This window comes from Peribacillus sp. Bi96 (genome assembly GCF_918698115.1).
GTDB lineage: Bacteria > Bacillota > Bacilli > Bacillales > DSM-1321 > Peribacillus.
The window spans coordinates 235,696-252,966 of sequence record NZ_CAKKLV010000003.1 but is presented as its reverse complement, the minus strand read 5'-3'; the positions used below and the strand labels follow the sequence as shown (position 1 = coordinate 252,966).

Annotated in this window: 13 protein-coding genes and 3 pseudogenes; 11 read left to right on the top strand and 5 right to left on the bottom strand. The window is 38.5% G+C overall.

Features of this window, described 5'->3' with window-relative positions; all coding sequences use genetic code 11:
- The first annotated feature begins 334 nt into the window (after nucleotides 1–334).
- From LQ203_RS05870 to LQ203_RS05845, 6 genes are all read left to right on the top strand, one after another.
- Nucleotides 335–1,330 carry a thiamine pyrophosphate-dependent dehydrogenase E1 component subunit alpha gene (locus LQ203_RS05870; RefSeq protein WP_230156515.1) on the top strand — a complete coding sequence of 332 codons (996 nt, stop codon included), beginning with the start codon at nucleotides 335–337 and terminating at the stop codon, nucleotides 1,328–1,330.
- A gap of 12 nt (nucleotides 1,331–1,342) precedes the next feature.
- Nucleotides 1,343–2,326, top strand: coding sequence for an alpha-ketoacid dehydrogenase subunit beta (locus LQ203_RS05865; protein ID WP_230156514.1), 984 nt, complete (start codon nucleotides 1,343–1,345; stop codon nucleotides 2,324–2,326).
- Nucleotides 2,327–2,352: 26 nt separating this feature from the next.
- The gene (locus LQ203_RS05860; protein WP_230156512.1) at nucleotides 2,353–3,606 is read left to right on the top strand and encodes a dihydrolipoamide acetyltransferase family protein; all 1,254 of its coding nucleotides are present in this window, start codon (nucleotides 2,353–2,355) and stop codon (nucleotides 3,604–3,606) included.
- A gap of 44 nt (nucleotides 3,607–3,650) precedes the next feature.
- On the top strand, nucleotides 3,651–4,520 hold the full coding sequence (locus LQ203_RS05855) for an aminoglycoside 6-adenylyltransferase (protein ID WP_230156511.1): 870 nt from the start codon (nucleotides 3,651–3,653) through the stop codon (nucleotides 4,518–4,520).
- 412 nt (nucleotides 4,521–4,932) lie between these two features.
- The gene (locus LQ203_RS05850; protein ID WP_230156510.1) at nucleotides 4,933–5,910 is read left to right on the top strand and encodes a ring-cleaving dioxygenase; all 978 of its coding nucleotides are present in this window, start codon (nucleotides 4,933–4,935) and stop codon (nucleotides 5,908–5,910) included.
- Between the two features lie 112 nt (nucleotides 5,911–6,022).
- Nucleotides 6,023–6,622, top strand: a complete 600-nt coding sequence (locus tag LQ203_RS05845) for a nitroreductase family protein (protein WP_230156509.1) — start codon at nucleotides 6,023–6,025, stop codon at nucleotides 6,620–6,622.
- A 70-nt stretch (nucleotides 6,623–6,692) separates the two neighbouring features.
- Here LQ203_RS05845 and LQ203_RS05840 read toward each other — a convergent pair.
- A pseudogene (locus LQ203_RS05840) lies at nucleotides 6,693–6,788 on the bottom strand (IS3 family transposase); the annotation flags it as partial.
- Between the two features lie 450 nt (nucleotides 6,789–7,238).
- Between LQ203_RS05840 and LQ203_RS05835 the strand changes: the two are divergent.
- The 3 genes and pseudogenes from LQ203_RS05835 (at nucleotide 7,239) to LQ203_RS05825 (ending at nucleotide 9,536) form a co-directional block, all read left to right on the top strand.
- Nucleotides 7,239–7,910 carry a VC0807 family protein gene (locus LQ203_RS05835; RefSeq protein ID WP_230156508.1) on the top strand — a complete coding sequence of 224 codons (672 nt, stop codon included), beginning with the start codon at nucleotides 7,239–7,241 and terminating at the stop codon, nucleotides 7,908–7,910.
- Between the two features lie 189 nt (nucleotides 7,911–8,099).
- A pseudogene (locus LQ203_RS05830) lies at nucleotides 8,100–8,894 on the top strand (IS1595 family transposase).
- 150 nt (nucleotides 8,895–9,044) lie between these two features.
- A complete protein-coding gene (locus LQ203_RS05825) occupies nucleotides 9,045–9,536 on the top strand; it encodes a DinB family protein (RefSeq protein WP_230156507.1) in 492 nt (163 codons plus the stop codon).
- Between the two features lie 1,073 nt (nucleotides 9,537–10,609).
- Here LQ203_RS05825 and LQ203_RS05820 read toward each other — a convergent pair.
- From LQ203_RS05820 to LQ203_RS05810, 3 genes are all read right to left on the bottom strand, one after another.
- The gene (locus LQ203_RS05820) at nucleotides 10,610–11,167 is read right to left on the bottom strand and encodes an MFS transporter (RefSeq protein ID WP_230156506.1); all 558 of its coding nucleotides are present in this window, start codon (nucleotides 11,165–11,167) and stop codon (nucleotides 10,610–10,612) included.
- On the bottom strand, nucleotides 11,164–12,594 hold the full coding sequence (locus LQ203_RS05815) for an FAD-binding oxidoreductase (RefSeq protein WP_230156504.1): 1,431 nt from the start codon (nucleotides 12,592–12,594) through the stop codon (nucleotides 11,164–11,166). The genes LQ203_RS05820 and LQ203_RS05815 overlap by 4 nt, the downstream gene beginning before the upstream one ends.
- Before the next feature lie 135 nt (nucleotides 12,595–12,729).
- Nucleotides 12,730–13,335 (bottom strand): TetR/AcrR family transcriptional regulator, encoded by a 606-nt coding sequence (locus LQ203_RS05810; protein WP_230156502.1) that lies wholly within the window; start codon nucleotides 13,333–13,335, stop codon nucleotides 12,730–12,732.
- 566 nt (nucleotides 13,336–13,901) lie between these two features.
- Between LQ203_RS05810 and LQ203_RS05805 the strand changes: the two genes are divergently transcribed.
- The gene (locus LQ203_RS05805; protein WP_230156500.1) at nucleotides 13,902–15,221 is read left to right on the top strand and encodes an MFS transporter; all 1,320 of its coding nucleotides are present in this window, start codon (nucleotides 13,902–13,904) and stop codon (nucleotides 15,219–15,221) included.
- Between the two features lie 307 nt (nucleotides 15,222–15,528).
- Nucleotides 15,529–16,998, top strand: a complete 1,470-nt coding sequence (locus LQ203_RS05800; RefSeq protein WP_230156498.1) for a response regulator transcription factor — start codon at nucleotides 15,529–15,531, stop codon at nucleotides 16,996–16,998.
- Nucleotides 16,999–17,064: 66 nt separating this feature from the next.
- Here LQ203_RS05800 and LQ203_RS05795 read toward each other — a convergent pair.
- Nucleotides 17,065–17,154, bottom strand: a pseudogene (locus LQ203_RS05795) (IS3 family transposase); the annotation flags it as partial.
- Nucleotides 17,155–17,271: the final 117 nt, after the last annotated feature.

The following is a 17,271-nucleotide window of genomic DNA, read 5'->3' as shown; positions in this document are numbered from 1 at the left end:
TTTTTTTTACCTTTGGTCCTTACATAAAAAAGTGCAAAATCCAACACAGGTAAGGAAGTAAATAGATAAAAAGGTTCTATATGCTCGTTATTTTTCTTTATTGTTAAGGTAAGGTTCTAACATATTAAAGAGCTTTCAAGTGATGTCCTTATTTCGAATAGTCAGAAAAAGGTTCTTTTTAACATAGTTAAATAGTTGTAAAAGTGATAGAAAAAGTGTTAGGATAATATTGCGATAAATTAGTACCAGGTAATAACAGCAGATAGTATAATTAAATGATAAGTTTTTAATGGTTTTATATCGAAATGAGAATACATAAGGAGGATGATGACGTATGGTAGAAAACCGTCATCTACAGGCAGGCATAAGTGATGAAAAAGTGCTTGAGATGTATAAAGTGATGTTGTTGGCAAGACGTATAGATGAACGTATGTGGTTGTTGAACAGATCAGGGAAAATTCCGTTTGTCGTTTCTTGTCAAGGTCAGGAAGCTGCTCAAGTGGGGGCTGCGTTTGCATTAAATCGTGAAAGGGATTACGTTCTTCCTTATTATCGGGATCTTGGGGTAGTGCTTGCGTTTGGGATGACTGCTAGAGATTTAATGTTATCCAGCTTTGCAAAAGCAGAAGATCCGAATTCAGGGGGACGGCAAATGCCTGGGCATTTTGGGCAAAAAAAGAATCGTATCGTGACGGGTTCTTCGCCAGTTACCACTCAAGTGCCACATGCTGTGGGGATTGCACTAGCAGCAAAAATGGAAGGAAAAGATATCGTTTCATTCGTTACATTTGGAGAGGGATCATCGAACCAAGGTGATTTCCATGAAGGGGCGAATTTTGCAGGTGTTCATAAACTTCCAGTTATCTTGATGTGCGAGAATAATCAGTATGCCATTTCCGTCCCGATTGAAAAACAGTTGGCTTGTGGGAAAGTGTCGGACCGGGCCATTGGTTACGGCATGCCAGGGGTAACAGTTGATGGAAATGATCCGATTGAAGTATACCGAGTGGTCAAGGAAGCGGCTGAGAGAGGTAGGCGTGGTGAAGGGCCAAGCTTAATTGAAACGGTTTCATATAGGCTTACACCTCACTCAAGCGATGATGATGATAGTCAATACAGGTCCCCTGAGGAAGTATCGGAGGCAAAAAAAATCGATTCGATGATTACATTTGGTGCCTATTTAAAAGCAACTGGGGTCATGGATGATCAATTGGAAAAACAAATGAATGAGGAAATAATGAACATAGTGAATGAAGCGACGGATTATGCGGAAAACGCTCCATATCCAAATGAAGACACGCTCTCAAAATATGTTTATGCAGATAAGTAAGGAGGAAAGAAGATGGCAGTGATATCTTATATAGATGCCGTGATAATGGCAATACGTGAAGAGATGGAACGTGATTCCCGTGTATTTGTATTAGGTGAAGACGTAGGGAAAAAGGGCGGGGTTTTTAAAGCGACATCAGGTTTGTACGAACAATTTGGGGAGCAACGAGTCATTGACACTCCACTTGCTGAATCGGCAATTGCCGGGGTTGGCATTGGAGCGGCCATGTATGGAATGAGGCCGATTGCGGAGATGCAATTTGCTGATTTTATCATGCCTGCAATTAACCAAATCATTTCAGAAGCTGCAAAGATCCGTTATCGCTCCAATAATGATTGGCAATGTCCGATCGTGATTAGGGCGCCATACGGTGGAGGAGTTCATGGGGCGCTATATCATTCACAGTCCGTTGAAGCCATTTTTGCCAATCAACCGGGACTGAAAATTGTCATGCCTTCCACGCCCTATGATGTGAAAGGGTTGTTGAAAGCAGCCATCCGTGATGAGGACCCAGTCCTTTTCTTTGAGCATAAACGTGCCTATCGCCTGATTAAAGAAGAAGTGCCGAATGATGATTATGTTTTACCCATTGGTAAAGCTGATGTTAAGCGTAACGGTGAGGATGTTACCGTGATTACTTACGGACTTTGTGTCCATTTTGCACTTCAAGCAGCGGAAAAGCTGGCCAGTGATGGCATTTCTGTTCACATACTTGATTTACGAACGGTTTATCCACTAGACCAAGAGGCCATCATTGAAGCAGCATCGAAAACTGGAAAAGTGCTATTGATTACTGAAGATAATAAGGAAGGAAGCATCATTGGTGAAGTATCGGCAATTATTGCAGAAAACTGCCTCTTCGATTTGGATGCTCCAATCATGAGACTGGCAGGCCCAGATGTTCCAGCGATGCCATACTCCCCATCATTGGAAAAATCCTTCATGGTGAATCCTGAAAAAGTGGAAAAGGCACTGCGTGACCTAGCTGCCTATTAACCCGAGCGGCATGGAGGGAAGGAACCTTGAAAATAGAAAATATGAAAATGCCCCAGCTGGGGGAAAGTGTAACGGAAGGAACGATCTTAACGTGGCTCATTAAGCCTGGGGACCATGTAAATAAATACGATCCAATTGCAGAAGTGATGACGGATAAGGTGTCAGCAGAAATTCCCTCATCCTTTACAGGACGGATCATAAAAATAGTTGCAAGGGAAAATGAAACAATTCTCGTTGATGAAGTGATTTGTACAATTGAAGCAGAGGGCGGCAGTGAAAAAAATGAGACCAGTGACCAATATTCATCAGAAAATGAGAAAATGTTAGAAACAGTCACTAACCCTGAATCCATTAAACCAAGGTACTCACCAGCAGTTTTGAAAATTTCCCAGGAAAATGGGATTGATTTATCGAGTGTCAAAGGGTCTGGGGGAGCTGGAAGAATCACCCGGAAAGATTTAGTCAAACACCTACAAGAAGGAATAGATACGTATGAAGCGAATTCTGTCCCTTCAGTTACTGCTCTTTACGAGACTAATGAAAAGCTGAGCTCACATATTGAAAAATCAATCGCTTCGGTTGGCGATCTAGAGATTCCAATTACGGGCATCAGAAAAAAAACCGCAGCCAATATGGTGAAAAGTAAAACTGAAATCCCTCATGCTTGGATGATGGTCGAAGTCGATGCAACGGAGCTTGTTAAGCTTCGTGATTCATTGAAAGCTGAATTCAAACAAAAAGAAGGCTATAATTTAACTTACTTTGCTTTTTTCATCAAAGCCATTTCTCAAGCAATTACGGAATTCCCGGAAATGAACTCGATGTGGGCTGATGATAAAATCATAGAAAAGAAAGATATCAATATATCAATTGCCATTGCTTCTAGTAATGCTTTATTTGTTCCCGTGATCAAGCAGGTGGATGAAAAATCAATTAAGGGAATAGCAAGGTATATCCATGAACTAGCCCTAAAAGCGAGAACGGGTAAATTAAAGCCTGAAGATATGCAGGATGGTACATTCACGATTAATAACACAGGTGCCTTCGGGTCCATTCAGTCAATGGGGATTATCAATCATCCACAGGCAGCCATCCTTCAAGTTGAGTCAATCGTCAAACGTCCCGTAATCATTGATGATATGATTGCCGTAAGGAATATGGTAAATCTCTGTTTATCCATCGACCATCGGGTCCTTGATGGGTTGGTATGTGGTAAATTTTTGGCCAGAATAAAAGAAATCATTGAAACGTCCTTTCAAGAGGGTACAAACATATATTGAGTCATCACGCAAGGCCGGTTCCATTAACAGGAGGTATATGTTGAATGCGAACAGAAGAAGAGATGTTTTCATTAATAGTACATATAGCAGAAAATGATGACCGGATTCGAGCCGTTGGGATGAATGGGTCACGGACGAATTCCAATGTCCAAAAGGATGTGTTTCAAGATTATGATATCGTGTATCTTGTTACGGATTTGAAATCTTTTCTGCAGACCCCTGATTGGATAGATGACTTCGGTAAACGGATCATCATGCAAACGCCAGAAGACAGTCAATTGTTCCCACAAGAATTAGGAGGACGTTTCTCTTATTTGATGCAGTTTACTGACGGAAACCGAATTGATTTACAATTAGTCCCTTTAAGTGAAAAGGATAGATATTGTAAAGAGGATAAGCTGACGGTCATTTTAATGGACAAAGATTCGTGCCTTCCTTCCATTCCCCCTCCGTCTGATAGGGATTACTGGGTGAAAAAGCCTACAATTGAATTCTTTGATGATTGTTGCAATGAATACTGGTGGATTTCCACGTATGTAGCAAAGGGGTTATGGAGGAAGGAAATTCTTTACGCACAGGAGCATCTATCTCATATACGGTCGATGCACATTCAAATGCTGGAATGGAAGGTGGGCATTGATACGAATTTTTCAGTAAGTGTAGGTAAGTCAGGTAAATACCTTGAGAAATTTATATCGGAAAAGAGCTGGGAGCAATTACTTGCCACCTATGCAGATGGAAGCATTGATGGTATATGGAATGCATTATTTGCAATGTGTGATCATTTTGACAGTACTGCCGCATATGTGGGTAAACATTTGAATTGTGATTATCCTTATCAATATGATCGGCGTGTGTATAGTTACCTGAAACATATCCAGGACCTACCGGCAAATGCGACTGAAATTTATTAACTTCTTGGCTGCGTGTGTAACAAGGAAAAGGTGATTTCTTGGTGTATGGATACCGAGATTCTCTTTAAAAAAATAAGGAAACATGCACCTTTAACAATCCTAAAACAAAATAGGAATGTTGACAAAGGTGTTTTATTTGTGTAAAATTACTTTTAAATTGAGATATATTAATTAAGGGTAAAATGGATTCCTTTATTTGTTCTTGAACATTTCTTAATCATTGACAGCAATTGTTTTCCATGGTAAATTATCTTTAATTAAAGATATATTAATTCGAGATAATGTTGCTCCCTGAAAAAATCTTTATTGTTCACCCTCATGAATAGGCTACTCATATTGAAGGGAAAATGTAGGGAATTAATTTTAAAAACTGAACACAAAAAAGTTGAATCGTTTAGAGGAGGAATAATAAATGAATGGATTAAAAGGAATACACCATGTAACGGCCATAACTAGCAGTGCAGAAAAAAATTATGAATTCTTCACTTATATATTAGGTATGCGTTTAGTGAAGAAAACAGTGAACCAAGATGATATCCAAACTTATCACCTGTTTTTTGCAGATGATGTTGGCGGTCCAGGCACGGACATGACTTTCTTCGACTTTCCTGGCATTCCAAAAGGAGTGCATGGAACAAATGAGATTTCAAAAACATCTTTCCGTGTACCGAATGATGCCGCATTAGAATATTGGGTTAAACGTTTTGACCGTTTAGAAGTGGGGAACACAGGAATTCAGAAACAATTTGGTAAAAAGGTCATTTCTTTTGTTGATTTTGATGATCAGCAATATCAATTGATATCCGATGAAAACAATGAAGGGGTAGCAGCCGGAATCCCTTGGCAAAACGGACCGATTCCTCTGGAGTACGCCATAACAGGATTAGGCCCCATTTTCATTCGTATCGCAAACTTCGATTATTTTAAAGAAATGATGGAAAAAGTTCTATTGTTCAAAGAAATAGACAACGAAGGATCATTCCATCTATTTGAAGTAGGTGAGGGTGGGAATGGAGCCCAGGTGATTGTCGAACATAATTCGGTCCTTCCTCAGGCGCGACAAGGTTTTGGTACTGTTCACCATACAGCATTCCGTGTAGAAGATCGTTCCGTTTTAGAAGAATGGATCAAACGAATGGAAAGCTTCCAATTTCATACGTCTGGCTATGTTGATCGTCACTTTTTTGAGTCACTTTACGTACGAGTGGCGCCACAAATTTTATTCGAGTTTGCCACGGATGGTCCTGGATTTATGGGGGATGAGCCGTATGAAACACTTGGAGAAAAGTTATCTTTACCACCTTTCTTAGAACCGAAAAGGGATCAAATTGAAAAATTGGTCCGTCCCATTGATACAGTAAGAAGTACCAAAGAATTGGTTAAAGAATAACTGAAAACGATAAGCGAATGATATATAGGTTAATGCCCATACTAAAACAGGTAGAAATAAAAAATGGGATAAATGTTTTGATATATATTCAGATATACAGGAGGAACGAATGATGACAAAAGATTTTTACGCCGCTATTAAAGAGAGACGTTCATATTATGGAATCAATAAAGAGATCCAAGTATCCGATGATAAAATTAAGGAAATTGTTGAATTTGCCGTAAAGCATACGCCATCGGCTTTTAATTCTCAATCTTCCCGCCTTATTGTATTAACAGGCGCAGCACATGATAAATTATGGGACATTACGACGCAAGCTTTAAAAAAAGCAGTTGGTGAGAGAGATTTCACAGGCACTCAACAAAAAATGGATTCCTTTAAAGCTGGATATGGGACAGTATTATTCTTTGAAGATGAATCTGTTGTGAAATCATTGCAAGAACAATTTGCCACATATGCCGATAATTTCCCAATCTGGTCCCAACAAACATCCGGTATGCACCAATTAGTTGTTTGGACTGCGCTCGAAGCAGAAGGATTAGGAGCGACCTTGCAGCATTATAACCCTCTAATTGATGATGAGGTGAAAAAAGAATGGGATGCTCCAGCTAATTGGAAATTAATTGCCCAAATGCCATTTGGACATCCAACAGCCCCAGCTGGTGAGAAAGATTTCCAACCACTTGAGGATCGTATTAAATTGTATAAATGAGTTGAAATGATAAAAAGTCTTAAAAGAGCCAAGCTTGAAGTGAACCCAAAAAGTTAGACACTTCATTTATTTAGGCAGCCTTGAGGGCATGAACCCGGTAACCTACCGGGCTCATGCCTTTTAATTTTACCTTGATTCGTTGATGATTGTAGTAACGGATATTTTCTTTTGGGGAAATCTTGAAGATGGAGAAATTCGGATTTTAATAAGTGCAAGAATTTTTCGGTGTTATGTCTTTCAAATCCTTCGGAGTTGGATTTGGTATGAAGGAATTTTTCAACTCTGAATTTGAGATAATCAAAAGGCAGCAAGATTTTGTAGTGGTCTGGTGATGAAAATAATACACAAGATAATTGGAACAGGTTATAGCTGAAGATGGGAGCTGTCTTAAGGCAGCTTTTTTAGTCAACTAGCGGGGCAGGTTAGTTCTACATTCTTTCCACCTTTTATAATGTTAAATTAATGGAAGAAATAACGGAGTATTACTATTGCTAAATTATTGATGAACAAGAAAACAAGAAAAAAATGGTAAAATAATATTTACAGAACGACAAAGACACTGTCAGTATATAAATAATGAATGAGATAAGTGAGGGGAAATTGGGGAGGGGTAAAAGTGGAATTATCAGGAAAAGTAAAGTTGGTTAAATCGATTGCATTCAGCATCATTATGAACGGAATTATGCCGCTGGTGGTTTATAATCTTTTATTAACACATTTCTCCGGTTTTACTTCTTTGTTATTCGCAACGATTATCCCTTTGGCGGATAATCTTTATCATTTTATGATACACCGAAAGGCCGATGCGTTTGGTTTGTTTATGCTGACTGGGTTCGTCCTTAGTCTTTTGGCCTTTTTATTTGACGGAAGTGAAAAGTGGATTTTAATGAGAGAATCAATGGTTACCGGATTTTTGGGGCTTATTTTTATCGGTTCTTTAATGTTCAGCAAACCGTTAATTTATCACTTCGGCATTCGCTTTAGTGTGAGTGGGGAAAATAACAAGAAGGGTAAATTTGAACAAAATTGGGATGTTGCGTATTTTCGTTTTGTCGTCAGGTTGATGACCGCTGTGTGGGGAATCGCTTTGGTCGGGGAAGCAGTTGTTAAAATGCTCTTGTTGCTCCGCTTGTCAGTAGCATCCTTTTTGGCTGTATCACCAGTTGTTTTCTATTCGATTCTAGGGGCGACCATTGCCTGGACAGTTTTATACCGTCGGCATGCAAAAACAAAAATGGATGACATCCTGCCACCAGATAGGAAGAATGGCGAATTCAACAATTTATGATAATCCGGGAATTCAGCGGATTATTAAAACAAAAGATAAATCATGTTGGAAAAAGGCTGCCGAAGCATCGAGAGCACCAGTGTGGCAAACTTTTTTTAAAAGGCTTTGTTAAAGAATAATGTTGTTTTTTGATTTTCGCGAACGGACGTTCTGTAATGAACTGAAATTACTGAGAGCGAGTGAGTTTTAATGGCGTTAGCGGAAATCATTAACCAAATCAGAAATCTTAGCCAAAGAGACCAGCAGCGATTGAAGGAGTTCTTCACAAACTCATTAGGGAGTGCGGGAGAAACAGAGTCTGCATTCACTGATGTATCAGAACAGAAACACAAAGACGGCTACACCTGCATCCATTGTCAATCCACTAATGTCATTCGCTTCGATAAATATTAGGTAAAAACTACAATCAATACCATTGAACGTCAAAGATACCGCTGCAAAGAGTGCGGTAAAACATTCACAGATATGACGAACCTCTTCACAGAACTCATATGCCTAGTAAATGGCTTCAGTTCATCGAATGTATGATTGAAGGGTATTCCCTTCGGAAATCAGCTAAACTCATTGGTGCTCATTATGTGACGCTTTTTTATTGGAGGCATAAAATTCTAACTGCATTGAAACAGATGGATTTTGAACTTTTCGAAAGCATAGTAGAAATGGATGAAACCTATTTCCTCTATTCCGAGAAGGGAAAACGGAATATCCAAGGTCGAAAACCAAGGTTACGCGGTGGTAGTTCGGAGTTTAGAGGAATAAATAAGGACCAAGTATGCGTTCTTGTAGCCAGAGACCACCAAAAGAGAACGTTTTAATGGTGTAGCGACTAAATATCTAGACCATTATTTGAGCTGGTTCCAATTCTTAGACACCATCAAACATATAAAAGATAACTTTACGATAACCAAAATGGTTTTAGACAGTTGTTCTTTCTCAGTTAACATAACTTATGATAAACTAAGGTTATCAGAATTTTCCAAATAACGGAACGTTCCTTGTTCCGTTAAAGGGCCAGTTTAATTGAACAAGGAATTGGCATGACACCTTAATTAGTGAGCTATCTACAAAACGCCGCAAATGAATTTTGACCAAAGGGATTATCTATTAAAGGGATTAAATTGGAGGGAATAGAAAATGGATGTAAAGACACTTTTGTTACAACAATGGGCAAGCTGCTTAGATGAAGAAGACTGGTTTCCACCACTTGAAAAAGTGCTAGAGGTTATTACTTTTGAACAGGCAATTTGGAAACCAGGTGAGGGGGCAATGAATTCCATTTGGGAATTAGTTTGTCATTTACTCTTCTATAAAAAGAGACTTCTGATGCGATTTCTTGGTGAAACAGCGAATGAACCCCAGGCAGAAGATAATGAATCTACATTTCGATTACCAACTGAGACGTTTCAAAATTGGAAGGAAACAAAACAAGAATACTTTTATGTTCATCGTGAACTTGAAAAAATACTAGCAAAATCAGAACATGAAGATTTGTATAGACAGATCCCTGGAGAAAGATCATTAGTGCTTGAACTGAAGAGTTTAGCATTGCACGACGCATATCATATTGGGCAAATTGTATTCCTAAGTAAAATGCAAGGAGCTTGGGCAGGGAAACACAGCTTTTAAAAAAGCTTCATTAGCTATACAGTTATTCCATTATAGGGGGCTTTAATGGAATAAGAACGGGAACGTCCAAATCGGACGTTCCCATATTTTATACCTGAAAAACAACAATACTACTTAACAAAGCCTTTTTAAAAAAAGGGATGAAGATTTCCATCAGAAATGTCCCAGGGAAAATGCTGTGATACCCACATTGACGTAAACTACATCGAGAGGCCGTATATTTCCTTTGGTTTGCATGTTACTCAAAAATTGACTGCTGCAAACTGCTAAAAACGCTCACTAAAAAGGAATTAATTTGAGGTGAATCTATGGGAATTGTACCGATTGGAAAATGGAATTTTAGATGACTGACTTCTTGTACTGGAATGCAGCGAAAGTATTGCGGAAGAAGGGAAAGTATTATAGTGACAAACAAAATAATATATATCCAGGAATACACCACGCTAGAATATATATACAAAAAACTATGGTTTTTAGCAAAGGAAAACATGAGAAGGTTGCTGGTATAAGCGAAGGATGCAAATGAATCTCATGTAGCTCCAACGATTTACAAACGGATTTTGAATCTTTAGATTCCGAAATGATGACGGTGAACCCTACTTCTATAGAAGTATCATGTTGAAAATTGAAGTAAATAAAGTGAAAGAGACATGAGGGAAGCGACGCAAAAGAACGATTTTAGATACTTTGGGGTCACGTGCATGACTAAGAACAAAACGATTTAGAATAACAACACAAGCAGAACTAACAAAGGGAGACCAGATTTAGCTTGGGCTGTAGGACTTTTCTTACCGGCTGCCTTATATTACTTTCCAATGAAACGAAAGAAAACGGCGGAAGTCATTACCTTGCCTGTAGAGAATATAGGAGATAGATAATGCCCTTGATGATATGGAAAAGGATGATGCATTACATGGTATGGCTGGATTTGAAGGACTTTTAAAAGAAGCTGGCAACTAGTTTGCTGTTTTTTCTTTCTAGTGTATCTTGACTACAAGATTGTTATATTAAAAGAAGCATCAGCTTTGGGTGAAAGCAGATGCTTCTTTGCAAAAAAGAAAAAGGTGTCTAATTTATTCTTCGAGGGAAAGCGTTGTGGTTTTCCCCATCTTCATCATAATAAAACCACTCCAGGCAAACATGAAGGATGCAAGATAAAAAATGCTTCCAATCGTTAAAAAGTCCACTAAATATCCGGTTGCTATAACGGCAGCTGCGGCACCAATGGATGTCCAAACATGGTAATTTCCAATTTCCTTTCCCGCCGTCGTTTTCATAACATATCTTGCAAGAACTGTTTTTTCAGTGTTTTTTTGCATAGCGCCAAGAATCCCCATTACAATCTGCAAGAGATAGACATGCCAGGTTTCATATGCGAGAGGAAAAGCAAGAAGGATTAGAGCCATTCCCCATGAATAAATAAGGAGAAAAACTTTGTCGCCTGCTCTGTCCGTTAATTTACCGATTAAAGGATAACTTAGTGCTGCTGTAAGTGAGAATATTCCATATGCCCAGCCAAATTGCGAATAGCTGGTACCTACATTTTTAATTAGCAAAATATAAAATGGGAAAATCATGCTGGCAGCCATTCCTACAGTGCCTTGGTAAACAATGAAACGTTTATAATTCATGGATGATACTCCTCAAAGAAAAGATTCATGAAGCGATTATCGGGATCATATTTCTTTTTTAATTGAAAGAAGTCCTCAGTACGCGGATAGGCTTCATATAATTGCCGCTTAGTGGGATAACCATAATAGGGCAAATAGTAGCTGCCGTTATGGTTAAGCGTCACATCAATCATGTTCCGGATGACCCTGCCCGAATTTTCCTTACTCTCATTATCAGTTCCTTGATTGATGAGCATAACAAGAGCGAACATATCTTCCTTGGCATAAGACATCATGGATTCATCATTTTGCTCCACATAACGAATGGTAATGTTTAATAAATTAAAATCCTTTTCGTCAGATAAAGTTTTTCTTAGATCATCGATATAATCAGCAAATTGATCGATCGGAACGAAGTATTCTTGAAGGACATCCGTTTTAGAGGGATTGCTGTAATCCATAAAGGCAGAGTCCGACCGCATCGCATTATTCCTGGATATCAAATTGCCATTTATATTGGCGGTGTAGGTCTCTTGAGTTTCCCAAAACCTCTCTTTACCCCAGTCATTATAACGCGATAGACCAAGAAAAAATTTAGGCACGGCTATGATCGTTTCACGTTTGAGAGTATCATAGTTTGATAATTGTGCTTGGTCATTTGCCCTATAATAATCCGTTACATACATTTCGTCTAAATAGGAGCCAGGAGCAACGGATATTCTTGCTAGATGCATCTTAACATCATCGTTTTGCAAAACCTCTTTTTTAAAATACGACGTATATTCATCATAATGGAGTGATTTAGTTTTGATTTTATAAAGTTCGTCATCGGTAAGCTGGAGAGTCACATCAAGTATTACGCCAAATAAACCATATCCGCCGATGACCGAAGAGAAGAGCTCCGAATTTTCTTTGCGGCTAACTGTAAGGACTTGCCCTTTCGCGTTAAGCAATCTAAATGATTCCACGGTTTCTATCAAGGCATGGTGCCGGATATCGCGGCCATGGACATTCACGCTCAAAGAACCGCCTATTGTAAAAATATTTTGAGATTGGCTCACTTTCAATGCAAGTCCATAGGGGTTGATATATTCTTGCAAATCAGCCCAGGTTGCCCCGCTTTGAACGGTGATGCGTTTACCTTTTACATCTAAATCAAGGACTTTATCGTAACGCTTCATATCGAGCAGGATTCCATTTGGATATAATGTCTGTCCACCTTGGCTGTGCTGCATTCCGCCGATGGAGATTGGATCATCGTTTTCGTTTGCTTCTAAAATGATTCTTTTGATTGCTTCCTCATTATCTTCTGCTTGTATTGCTTTCATTTTAACCGGCATCAGCCGGCTGATATCTTCTGCAATAGGGTGGTCAAGTTTGAAATGAAAAGCCTGTAGTGATAAACCGAATAATAGAGCATATAGGATGACAATGAAAAATCGTTTCATGATAAATAGCTTTCGGCTCCTCTATTAATTTGTCTGACACTCAAGTTCAATAATAAAAACAATAGTGGAGTCACCCTCACTGCTCAGTGGGATTCGACGAACATTCAATGAACTTTCCATTTAAGTAGGAGTGTATTAGGTCTTCATTTTCAAGCCATTAATGATTGTTTCGGTTAGTGGCATGGATAATGATTCCAGTGTACGTTCGGAGTTGTTTAATCCCCAATGATAAATGATCCCCATCAGACTTTGTATGATAAGTGTTGAAATTTCATCAATGGATTGGTCTGTGCTAATCCCGTTTTGTTCTTTTGCTTCTTCAATTAAGAAACGAATAATTTTAAATAGTGAGCGATTTGAATTTATAAAGTATGTATGTTCTTTTGAATCCAATGCGGAACTGTATATGACTTTCATTAAATCTTTGCCCATTTCTTCTTCTAGAAAACACATCAATTTACGAATGAAAATAGATAATTTATCAAGAGCGGCCATATCAATTGGAAACGATTGATAGACTTTTTGATAATAATCATCAACTTCTTTGAACCTCATTAAGAAGATGTCTGATTTCGCAGAAAAGTGTTGGTAAAATGATCCCTTTGATGTACCGCTTTTTTTTACGATTTCATCTACTGTAACTTTATCATAACCTTTTTCACTAAAAAGCTTTAAAGACATTTTTAAAATTTTTTCACGAGTTTTTTCTCCCCTAAGTTGCTTTTTTCTAGGTTCAATCATACAAAAAACCTCCAGGTAATAATTGACAGAATATTCACGTATGGTTTACTATCAGACTACAGTCTAGTTAGAAAGGTAATGGTCTATTTAATCTAACCTAGATTATCACTATAGACAACGATTTGGCTGCAATCACCTTCTTAGCCCCCACCGCTATGTGCAGATTTGTAAACGCTTCCAAACAAAATTCCTTATTCTCTCCACAAAGAACGCCTGAATGAATCAAAAAACTTACCTGTTCGTGGTGTTTGTTTTCTAAAGCTCCTATCTAATCGGTTAATAGGATGTTTGAAAAGGTATATCCCTTTTCAAAGCCTTGATGATATGATGCCGTTTAAAATGTTTGTGACGTTTGCTGCCTAATCTTCGACACTGATAAAAATGCTGGTGGAACAGTAAATGCAAATGGAGGGGAGGTGGTTCTAAGCTTTTTTTATGGTCCCATTAAACTTAGTAAATGACTTTATGAAATCCAGGTTGTAAAGAATCGCAAAAAAGAAATGAAAAGGAAAGCGTATTTGTTTAATGTAGTAAATAGTAGCTTGCTTGAAAGGGAGGAAATAATGATGAATCGATCTATTGGTGAAATAGAGAAGAGCACGATCAGTAAAACGATGAAACGCATTCTTCCATTTATCTTGATTCTATATATTATCGCTTACTTGGACAGGGTTAATTTGGGCTATGCAGCTTTACAAATGAATGCAGAATTAGCCTTATCAGCTGAAGTATTTGGGCTGCTTTCTGGTATTTTCTTTATAGGTTATTTCTTTTTTGAAGTTCCAAGCAACATGATCATGCATAAAGTAGGGGCCCGGATATGGATTGCCCGAATCATGATTTCTTGGGGAATCGTGGTTATATTAACCGGTTTTGCGCAAACGACGATGCATTTATATATTCTCCGTTTTTTATTAGGGGTCGCTGAAGCTGGATTTTTCCCCGGGATTATTTTGTATTTAACTTATTGGTTTCGAGCCCGTGAAAGAGGACGTGCAACAGCCGTCTTACTTCTAGCATTACCGGTTGGTGGGTTAATTGGTGCTCCTGTTTCGACTTGGATTCTTGATAATATATCCTGGTTCGATATGGCAGGGTGGAGATGGATGTTCATCTTGGAAGGAATTCCAGCGATTATGATTGGAGTTGTCGTTGTTTTTTATTTAACTAATAGACCAACTAATGCAAAGTGGTTAACAAAGGAAGAAAGCGATTGGCTGGAAACTGAATTGAGTGCTGAAAGACAAGTAAGCTCGAAAATAAATAAAGTTTCCAAGCTTGATATGCTGAAGGACTCGAAGATTTGGAAGCTGGCTCTATTTTATTTCGCAGGATACACAGCAATCTATGGATTGTCTTTCTGGATGCCCACCATCATAAAATCATTATCGGAAAATGCAACATCCAATTTAGAAATAGGCTGGTTAGCGATGATACCTTCGTTAGTTGGTATACCTGCGATTATTTTTGTTGGCTGGAATTCAGATCGGACGAATGCACACAAATCACATTTACTCGTTTGCCTCATGATAGCGGTGATCGGGTTTATCGGATGCGGCTTCTCAAATAGTGTCTTTATGATGGTGCTAATGTTAACGATTACATCTTTCGGGTTATATGGGTTTACTGGATGCTTTTTTGCCTATATGACATTTTTCTTCACTGAGTCCACGGCACCTGTTGGCATAGCTCTAGTTAATTCATTTGCCGCTTTAGGTGGTTTTGTAGGACCGATGATACTAGGTACTGTTGCTTTTACGCAAGGTATGTTTATTTTATCTGGATTACTCGTGATAGGTGTCATCACTCTATTATCATTAAAATTAACGAGTGCTTCAGATGAAAACATCGTCAATGAGGTTGAAGCCCATATTAATCAATTATAATATCAATTTAAATGGAGCCATATAAGGACTATAAATAGAAACATCATTGGAAAGCATAAATTTTTCTCTGGTGTTTCTATTTATATTTTCATATAGTTATATCGTACATAATGTAAAAATGGAATGGTTTTTAAACGAGGGGCTTCGTATTTAGAAAAAATACCGTTTGAACATGCCAAAATAGTAAATCCTATCGCTGGATTTTCTCGCCATGACTTGTCCAAAGCTTTCGCTTTCGAATAAAATGGAGGAAAGACAGTACTAATATTTGTTCAAAATGGAATGCAGCAAGAGATGGGGTGATGAAGTGGAAATTCATTTGGTGGCAAAAGATGAGATAGAAGCTCAAGGAATTCGTTGGATAGTGGAGTCCCATCTTACGGGAGTCAGACTGATCTTGTGGAAAACGATTGAGGAATTTGAAAAGGATATGAGTAATCAGCAACCGGAATTCGTCATTTTGGATATGGATATATGGACGAATGAAAGTGAAGCGATGGGTGCTTCGTTAAAGCGGAGGGGAATCCGATGGTTAGGCATTTCATCTGAGCGAATCTTTCAAACGGCTTATCGGGCCCTGCGTTTTCGTGCCGAAGATGTGCTATTCCGTCCTTTTTCTTCAGCGGATTTGGTAAAACATATTCAGCAATTACGTTTTCAATTGAGAAATGGTCAGGGGTTTCTCTCAACAAACACAATAGGTGAGGAGAATACATTGGATATTGGTTATCCCGATTTCTTCTTGACCGAGCGGGGGCATGATATTCGGATAACCATGGTTGCATTTTTGACACCTGATAATAAGACCCTTCCTTTGGTTTATGATGAACTGCAACGATATTCTTTTACTGGGAAAAACCAAATATTCGCTTTATCGGATTTTATTTTATGCGTCCAGGAAACAAAGGAGGTTGAGGTATATAAAGAAGAATACCAAGCGTTCCTTGCTCAATGGAAAGAAAAAATGGATGAGCCTCTTGCCATCATTATCAAAGTGGGAGCTTCAGGTGAGTCATTAAAAAGGATATACCAGCAAACTCGTGAATTTACGAGGCAAATCTTTTTCGATGGTTATGATATCATTTTAGCGGAAAGCCAACAAACGTCCCATCAAGAGATGGATCCATTCCTCACACCTCTTGAACAAAGACTTTGGATAGAAATGCTCGAAAGGCGTGATGCGAAAGCCATCAGGAACTGGATCGAACGTGAATTCCTTACTTTTCAACAACCATATCCTGACCCGGAAATAGTTCGTATCCGTCTTACAAGCGTACTTGCGCAGATCCGAAGGCATATGAAATCATACGACCTGCAAAATGCTTCATTAGAAGCAATATACTATGACGTCTTTCAGCAAATCGTGCATAAACCAGTCATTCATCATATCGTTAAAGAGCTGCATTCGTTTACCACTCATTTGCTTCTTCAGGATCATGAGCAATTACAAGAAGGAGCACGCACTCTTAGTGAAAAAGCAAGGGAACTGATTGAGTCCAACTATTGGGATGCCCAGTGGAATTTATCGACATGCGCTGATATTCTGCGGATTAATAAAAGCACTCTCAGCCGACGTTTTGCAGCTGAATCCGGCGAGTCATTTCGCCAAACACTGCATCAAGTTCGAATTAGAGAGGCTAAACGACTATTAAAAGAAACGGATTTATCATTGGAAGAAATCGCACAATTAGCAGGTTATTCACATCAAACCTATTTTAATGCCAAATTCAAACTGCTTGAAGCCTGTACTCCATCAGCTTATCGGTCTGGATTATAAAAAAAAACTGTAGACAAACTCGATAATAATGGAGTCGATCTGACCCAATAAAGTTAGACATATAGTTTAAGCAGCTTCTAAGACCTGAGTTCGGTATTCTATCGGACTCAGGTCTTTTAATTTTTCCTTCATACGTTTGTGGTTGTAGTAATAAATATTTTCTCTTCGGCAGTAAAATTTAGCCATAAAAAACACCCCGTAAATGTTAGTTTGATGTCTAACATTTACGGGGCAGTTCAACTTGACGGTTCAGTTTATGCTGAATCGTTATTA

Excerpts from the sequence above, each read along its gene's own strand:
- LQ203_RS05870 (WP_230156515.1), top strand. The coding sequence starts at position 335 with ATGGTAGAAAACCGTCATCTACAGGCAGGCATAAGTGATGAAAAAGTG.
- LQ203_RS05865 (WP_230156514.1), top strand. The coding sequence starts at position 1,343 with ATGGCAGTGATATCTTATATAGATGCCGTGATAATGGCAATACGTGAA.
- LQ203_RS05855 (WP_230156511.1), top strand. The coding sequence starts at position 3,651 with ATGCGAACAGAAGAAGAGATGTTTTCATTAATAGTACATATAGCAGAA.
- LQ203_RS05850 (WP_230156510.1), top strand. The coding sequence starts at position 4,933 with ATGAATGGATTAAAAGGAATACACCATGTAACGGCCATAACTAGCAGT.
- LQ203_RS05845 (WP_230156509.1), top strand. The coding sequence starts at position 6,023 with ATGACAAAAGATTTTTACGCCGCTATTAAAGAGAGACGTTCATATTAT.
- LQ203_RS05825 (WP_230156507.1), top strand. The coding sequence starts at position 9,045 with ATGGATGTAAAGACACTTTTGTTACAACAATGGGCAAGCTGCTTAGAT.
- LQ203_RS05820 (WP_230156506.1), bottom strand. The coding sequence starts at position 11,167 with ATGAATTATAAACGTTTCATTGTTTACCAAGGCACTGTAGGAATGGCT.
- LQ203_RS05815 (WP_230156504.1), bottom strand. The coding sequence starts at position 12,594 with ATGAAACGATTTTTCATTGTCATCCTATATGCTCTATTATTCGGTTTA.
- LQ203_RS05810 (WP_230156502.1), bottom strand. The coding sequence starts at position 13,335 with ATGATTGAACCTAGAAAAAAGCAACTTAGGGGAGAAAAAACTCGTGAA.
- LQ203_RS05805 (WP_230156500.1), top strand. The coding sequence starts at position 13,902 with ATGAATCGATCTATTGGTGAAATAGAGAAGAGCACGATCAGTAAAACG.